The 6,626-nt window shown below is 55.6% G+C and carries 3 protein-coding genes; all 3 read right to left on the bottom strand.

Features of this window, described 5'->3' with window-relative positions; all coding sequences use genetic code 11:
• A partial coding sequence (locus DFR77_RS07445) for an opacity family porin (protein ID WP_249033552.1) occupies nt 1-597 on the bottom strand: 597 nt, incomplete at its 3' end.
• Nucleotides 598-991: 394 nt separating this feature from the next.
• A complete protein-coding gene (gene putA, locus DFR77_RS07440) occupies nt 992-4,597 on the bottom strand; it encodes a bifunctional proline dehydrogenase/L-glutamate gamma-semialdehyde dehydrogenase PutA (protein WP_113852084.1) in 3,606 nt (1,201 codons plus the stop codon).
• 251 nt (nt 4,598-4,848) lie between these two features.
• On the bottom strand, nt 4,849-6,375 hold the full coding sequence (gene putP / locus DFR77_RS07430; protein ID WP_003689473.1) for a sodium/proline symporter PutP: 1,527 nt from the start codon (nt 6,373-6,375) through the stop codon (nt 4,849-4,851).
• Nucleotides 6,376-6,626: the final 251 nt, after the last annotated feature.

The following is a 6,626-nucleotide window of genomic DNA, read 5'->3' as shown; positions in this document are numbered from 1 at the left end:
GTAGCGGTAGCCGGTGTCCAAGGTCAGGTTGGGCGTGATGTCGAAACCGATACCGGCGATGACGCCGAGGCCCACGCGGCGGATGCTGTTGCTTTCTTGATGGGCGTCTTGCGTATTTTTGTAAGGAGAAGAAACCGTAGGTGCTGCGCCACGAGCACCGGCGGTGGTAAGAAACCCTGTTGTTTTTTTGGTCGAATCGATGCTGTGTCTGACGTGTCCGTAGGCGACGCGCGCACCGATATAGGGTTTGAATTTGTCGTTGAGTTTGAAGTCGTAAACGGCGGACAAGCCGAGCGAGGAGGCGGCGTGGAACGTACCGTTTTCCTGATTTTCCGTCTTCTTGTTATACTGGTTTTGCAACTTTTTTATGCTGACGGAATATTTACTGTTGTTCCACTTTCTGTAACGGGCATAATCTGCCGCTATCCTCCAGCCGCCGAAGTCGTAGCCGACCGACACCCTGGGGTGGACGGAATGCGTACGGATGTTTCTGAAATAATCGCTTACCGTGCTTATTGTTGTGCCTTTTTTTTGAGCGGTTGCTTCCGGATAATCGTGGGTAATGTGTTCGTAGGCGTAGGCTAAATCCGCCTGCACATACGGGCCGCGGCCATTGCCTTCACTTGCCGCCTGCGCTGCGGAAGAGAAGAGAAGAGAAGAGAAGAGAAGAGAAGAGAAGAGAAGAGAAGAGAAGAGAAGGTTTTTTGCGGGCTGGATTCATTTTTCGACTCCGAAATTTAATGTTAACTGACTAAAAAGAACGATTTTCACTGATGTTGAAAGGCGGATTATATCAGGTTTGGAGCGATGTGCCAACACATATAGTGAATTGAATTTAAACCAGTACAGCGTTGGCCCGCCTTGCCGTACTATTTGTACTGTCTGCGGCTCGCCGCCTTGTCCTGATTTTTGTTAATCCACTATAAAATGCCGCCTGAAAGGTTTTCAGACGGCATTTGTTCACGGGCCGCGCCCGGGCGGTTTGGCAAAATCAGTCGGCAACCGCCATCAGGCCGGCGTTGCCGCCGGCGGCTGTGGTGTTGATGCTGCAAGAAATTTCTTCAAACACTTGCAGGATGTCCAAGCCTTGTCCGGACGGGAGGATGCGGATGAGTGCGCCGTCGCGGTTTGCCAGTTCCTGCTTGCGGCTGCTGTCCAGTGGGCTTAGGGCGGCGACGTGGTTCACACCGGTGTTTTCGGGTTTGCCGCTGATTTGCAGCAAACCGTCCAAGTCGGCGGTGTAGGAAGCCAGCGGGCTGTCGGGTTCGACCACTGCCTGTACGCCGGAGGCGGCAAGTCCGGTCAGTGCGGCAAAGGCTTGAACCGTGCTGCCGCCGTGTATCCAAACGCGTTTTGGCGCGTGCCATGAGATGCTGTTGCGCTCGCCGGTCGGGCCGGTAAGGACGGTTTCGGCACGGCGCAGGGTGCGGATGCGGGCGTGTCCCAAAGCGGCCGCTGCGGCTTTTTTCTCTTCGGCGTTGAACGGCAGTTTGTGAATCAGGGCTTCGAGGCGTTTGAGCGCGGCTTCGTCTGCCTGTCCGATTTGGCTCAGGGTCGGGGCAACCCATTCGGGGATGCGGGTCAGTTTTTGCAGGTAGAACGAACCTCCTGCTTTGGGGCCTGTGCCGGACAGACCGTGTCCGCCGAAGGGCTGTACGCCGACGACTGCACCGACGATGTTGCGGTTGACGTAAACGTTGCCGGCTTCGATGCGGCTGCGGATGTGGCGTACCGTGCCTTCGATGCGGCTGTGTACGCCGTGGGTCAGGGCGTAGCCTTTGCTGTTGATTTGGTCGATGACGCTGTCGAGTTCGTCGGCGCGGTAGCGGACGACGTGCAGGACGGGGCCGAAGACTTCGCGTTGCAGTTCGTTGAGGTTGTTCAATTCAAACAGGATGGGGCGAACGAACGTGGATTTTTCGGAATCGACATCGGCGGCGGCTTTGACTTCGTGGTAAGACTTGGCAACGCCTTTCATTTTGTTGATGTGGTTCAACAGGTTTTGCTGCGCTTCGGCATCGATGACGGGACCGACATCGGTAGTGAGCTGAATCGGTTTGCCGACGACGAGTTCGTCCATCGCGCCTTTGATCATGTCGAGCATACGGTCGGCAACGTCTTCTTGGACGCATAAGATACGCAGGGCGGAGCAGCGTTGTCCCGCGCTGTCGAAGGCGGAGTTCAATACGTCGGCGCAGACTTGTTCGGCAAGTGCGGTGGAATCGACAATCATGGCGTTTTGTCCGCCGGTTTCGGCAATCAGGACGGGATTGTCGCCGCGTTTGGCAAGGGCTTTGTTGATCAGGCGCGCCACTTCGGTCGAGCCTGTGAAAATCACGCCGCCGATGCTGGCATCGTTGGTCAATGCCGCACCCGTGTCGCCTGCGCCGAGGATGAGTTGCAGGGCGGAAGTCGGGATGCCGGCTTCGTGCATGAGGGAAACGGCATAACCGGCAATCAGGCTGGTTTGTTCGGCAGGTTTGGCGATGACGGTGTTGCCTGCCGCCAGGGCGGACACGACTTCGCCGGTAAAGATGGCGAGCGGGAAGTTCCACGGGCTGATGGCGACAATCGCGCCGACGGCTTTTGCGTCTTGAGGCAGGGTGTGTTCGGCTTCGTTTGCGTAGTAGCGGCAGAAATCGACGGCTTCGCGCACTTCGGCAATGGCGTTGTTCAGCGTTTTGCCCGCTTCGCGCACGGCAAGCATCATCAGCGCGGGGGTGTGCTGTTCGAGCAGGTCGGCGAAACGGCGCAGGCAGGCGGCGCGTTCGGCGGCAGGTGTCGCACTCCATTCGGGGAACGCGGCAACGGCTGCACCAACCGCTTCTTGGGCAAGCGCGGCATCGGCAAAGCTGACCGTACCGACAACATCGCCGTGGTCGGCAGGGTTTTTAATCGGTTGCGCTTCGCCGACATCGCGGGCTTTGCCGTTGACGATGGATGCGGCGTGGAAGTCTTGTGCGGCGGCTTTGTTCATCTGTTCTTGAAGCTGCTGCAATACGTTTTCGTTGCTCAAGTCCACGCCTTGCGAGTTCAGACGGCATTTGCCGTACAAATCGCGCGGCAGCGGCAGGGCGTTGTGCAGGTGGATGCCTTGTTCGGCGATGGTGTCGAACGGGCTCTTAATCAGGCGGTCGATGCTGATGTTTTCATCAACGATTTGGTTGACGAAAGACGAGTTCGCGCCGTTTTCCAACAGGCGGCGCACCAAGTAGGCGAGCAGGGTTTCGTGTGTGCCGACCGGGGCGTACACGCGCACGCGGCGGCCTAAGTTTTGCGGACCGACGACTTGGTCGTACAAGGTTTCGCCCATACCGTGCAGGCATTGGTGTTCAAAATCTTTGCCTTTGCCCATTTGGTAGATTGCGCCCAAGGTGTAGGCGTTGTGGGTGGCGAATTGCGGGAATACCGCGTCTTGCGCGGAAAGCAGTTTGCACGCGCAGGCGAGGTAGGAGATGTCGGTATGGATTTTGCGGGTGTAGGTCGGATAGCCGTTCAAGCCGTCCACTTGCGCCCATTTGATTTCGCTGTCCCAATACGCGCCTTTGACGAGGCGGATCATCAGTTTTTGGTTGTTGCGGCGGGCCAGGTCAATCAGATAGTCGATGACGAACGGGCAGCGTTTTTGGTAGGCTTGAACAACGAAACCGATGCCTTTGTAGCCGGCCAAATCGGGGTCGGAAACGAGTGCCTCCATCAAATCCAAAGACAGCTCCAGACGGTTGGCTTCTTCGGCATCGATGTTGATACCGATATCGTATTTTTTACCCAAAAGGAACAATTCTTTCAGGCGAGGCAACAGTTCGCCCATCACGCGGCCGTGTTGGGCGCGCGAGTAGCGCGGATGGATGGCGGAGAGTTTGACGGAAATGCCGTTGCCTTCGTAAACGCCTTGTCCTGCCGCATCTTTGCCGATGGCGTGGATGGCTTCGACATAGTCGCGGTAGTAGCGGTCGGCATCGGCTTGGGTGTAGGCGGCTTCGCCCAACATATCGAAGGAGAAGCGGTAGCCCATTTTTTCGCGTTCTTTGCCGTTTTGCAGGGCTTCTTCAATGGTCTGTCCGGTGACGAACTGTTTGCCCAGAAGCCGCATGGCGTAATTTACGCCTTGGCGGATGAGCGGTGCGCCGCCTTTGCCGATCAGGCGGCCGAGTGCGGAACTCATTTGTTTGTCGTTTGTGGCGGTCAGCTTGCCGGTAATCAGCAGACCCCAGGCGGCAGCATTGACGAAGAGGGAAGGGCTGTTGTTCAAATGGCTTTTCCAGTTGCCGTCTGAAATCTTGTCGGCAATCAGGCGGTCGCGCGTGGCGTTGTCGGGGATACGCAGCAGGGCTTCTGCCAGACACATCAGCGCGATGCCTTCTTCGCTGGAGAGTGAAAACTCGTGCATCAGCGCATCCACGCCGCCGGCTTTGGTGCGGCCGGCGCGGACTTGGGTAACCAAACGGCGGGCAAGCTCGGAGGCGGCGTTGCGCTCTTCGTCACTCATCTGTGCACGTTGCAACATATCCTGTACGGCTTCGATTTCATTACGGCGGTAGGCATCGGTTATCGCTTGGCGCAGGGCAGTTTGTGCCGGAAATGCAAAATGAAACATTTTTTGGATCCTCCAAAGTTTTTTCGGGGGGTTCAGACGGCATCGGTGCGGCCTGAATACGGTAATATCGTAATAAATCCGCAGATGAAATACAAGGCTTCAAATGCGGGCAGAATCGGTGCTTCCGTTTCTTTGAAAATGAAACGGGTAAAACACAAATAAGGCCTGTATGCAGGCAAGGTTTATTTGTGTTTGGCCCGGAAGCGGGTTCAGACGGCACGAACCGGGATGCCGTGCCGTCTGAAAGGGGTTTATCGGGCGGCGCGGTAATCTGCGTCGGCTTTTTCAAAGCGTTCTTGGATTTCGCGCGAAGGTTCTTTGTTGAACAGGGAAACCAACACGGCAACGATCAAGCAAACAATAAAGCCCGGGACGATTTCGTACATCGTCAACAAGCCGCTTTCGCCTGCCGCTCGAGCCGGTTTTTTTACCCATTCCGCCCACACAACAACGGTTGACGCACCTGCAACCATGCCTGACAACGCGCCGTAGGCAGTGATGCGTTTCCACAATACGGACAGAATCACAATCGGGCCGAATGCCGCACCGAAACCTGCCCACGCGTAAGACACCAGTCCCAATACTTTGCTGTTCGGATCGGAAGCAATCAGGATGGAAATCACGGCAATCGCCAATACCATCAGGCGGCCGACCCATACCAATTCCGACTGTTGCGCGTTTTTACGCAAAAAGCCTTTGTAGAAGTCTTCGGTAATCGCGCTGGAGCAAACCAAAAGCTGGCAGGACAGGGTGGACATCACCGCCGCCAAAATCGCGCTCAAAATGATGCCGGCGATCCAAGGGTTGAACAGCAGGGTGGAAAGCGCGATGAAGATGCGTTCGTGGTTGCCGCTCATAGAAGAAACTTTGTCGGGGTTTGCACCGAAATACGCAATGCCGAAATAACCGACCGCTACCGCGCCCGCAAGGCACAACGCCATCCAAGTCATGCCGATGCGGCGTGCGGATACCAGCGATTTCGCGCTTTCGGCGGCCATAAAGCGCGCCAAAATGTGCGGCTGTCCGAAATAGCCCAAGCCCCAGGCGGCGGTGGAAATGATGCCGATGACGGTCGTACCGGCAAACAGGCTGCCGTATTCTTTGCCCGTGCCTGCGGCGACGCTTTGAATCGCGGCAGACATCTGTTCCGCGCCGCCCAAGCCCAGATAGACCATCACCGGCGTTAAAATCAGGGCGAAAATCATCAAAGAAGCCTGCAGCGTATCCGTCCAGCTGACCGCCAAGAAGCCGCCCAAGAAGGTATAGGCGATGGTCGCGCCCGCGCCCAGCCACATTGCCTGATTGTAAGTCATACCTTCAAACAGGCTTTGGAACAGGGTTGCGCCCGCCACAATGCCCGAGGCGCAATAAATCGTGAAGAAAAACAGGATAATCAGTGCGGAAACCACTTTCATCAAGTGTCCGCCCGCGCCGAAGCGGTGGAAGAAATAATCCGGCAGCGTCAGCGCATTGTTGGCATATTCGGTATGCACGCGCAGGCGGCCCGCCACCAAGAGCCAGTTGAAATACGCGCCGACCAAGAGGCCGATGGCAATCCAAGCCTCATTCAAACCGCTCAAATAAATCGCGCCCGGCAGACCCATCAAAAGCCAGCCGGACATATCGGACGCGCCTGCCGACATCGCCGTAACAAACGGGCCCAGGCTGCGCCCGCCCAAAATATAATCATCGAAATTGCGCGTGGAAAAATAAGCGGCAAGCCCGATGAGAAGGACTGCAACCAAATAGATTGCAAAAGTGATGTACATGGGATTCATGTGCTATTCCTCGTCTAAAACTTCAGAATTACAGGCTTTGAAATTGCAAGCAACTTGCGCCTGAAATGTTTTTCTAATGAAAGTACAACGGAAAATCCGGATACCCGAAAGGGGATTCGGATAAATTATCTTCAATTACAATAAGATATGTAATGAAACTATATGAAATTGTAAATAATCCGTTTCAGCATAACCCAATTTCTGTTGTTTGCAAAGCACTTAATGGCTTAAAAAGCCGAGTTTGAAACGAT

The sequence above is a fragment of the Neisseria gonorrhoeae genome, assembly GCF_003315235.1.
Lineage (GTDB): Bacteria > Pseudomonadota > Gammaproteobacteria > Burkholderiales > Neisseriaceae > Neisseria > Neisseria gonorrhoeae.
The sequence above is the reverse complement of the archived record's forward strand: the minus strand, read 5'-3'. Positions and strand labels throughout refer to the sequence as shown.